We start from the raw sequence: 735 nt of genomic DNA, 5'->3' as shown, positions 1-735 counted from the left end.
ATCAAGAAAATAAAATGGAATGTTATCTAACTCTGACGTAATTTCTGGATGTTTAGAAAACTCTTTACTTCTATCTGGTGTAATAGATAATCGTTTATTGTTTGGTAAGGTGCCAAGTAAATCTACGATTTTCTGTTTCACAAACTCAGATTTCTTTTTAGGTACTTTACCACAAAGTAAATAGCCGGTTTTACGATCTACTAATGTAACAAGACAAGATTTTCCAGTTTTTCCCATAACAGTAACGGCTTCCCAATCTCCGATTCGTTCTCTATCATTAATGATTTGAGGTCGATTATGTAATGAATAACTTATTCTAATTCTACCTCTATTTTCTTGATGACTTTTAGTGTGTCTAGTCTTACCTCTATGCCTTAACAATCTAATACATCCACGGTTACCGTGACTTAATTTAGGCGGATCAAATAGGCCTAAATAAATAGCACGGTAAATAGTGTTATAACTAATAGCCAGGTGAAACCCTTCACTTTTCAATCGGTTCGCAATTTGTTCAGGTGACCACTGTTGATTAAGAAATAAAAATTTCACTTTATCAAATAAAATCTGTGATTTTAATAATAATTTACGTCCGCATTTTTTCTTATTGCACTTGTAATTATTATGAGCATATGTAGGGCTGTAGCTTCCAGAGGAAGCGTTTCTAGCTAATTCACGAGAAACAGTTGATGGGCTTCTGCAAATAGCTTTAGCGATTTTTCTTGAAGAATATCCTTT

At 33.3% G+C, this 735-nt stretch carries 1 protein-coding gene; it reads right to left on the bottom strand.

The genetic code is table 11. The features are described from left to right. Positions 1 to 735: IS30 family transposase (locus DVJ99_RS12880; protein WP_114604548.1), on the bottom strand; the 735-nt coding region annotated here is incomplete at both ends.

The sequence above is a fragment of the Staphylococcus sp. EZ-P03 genome (assembly GCF_003344575.1).
Lineage (GTDB): Bacteria > Bacillota > Bacilli > Staphylococcales > Staphylococcaceae > Staphylococcus > Staphylococcus simulans_B.
The sequence above is the reverse complement of the archived record's forward strand: the minus strand, read 5'-3'. Positions and strand labels throughout refer to the sequence as shown.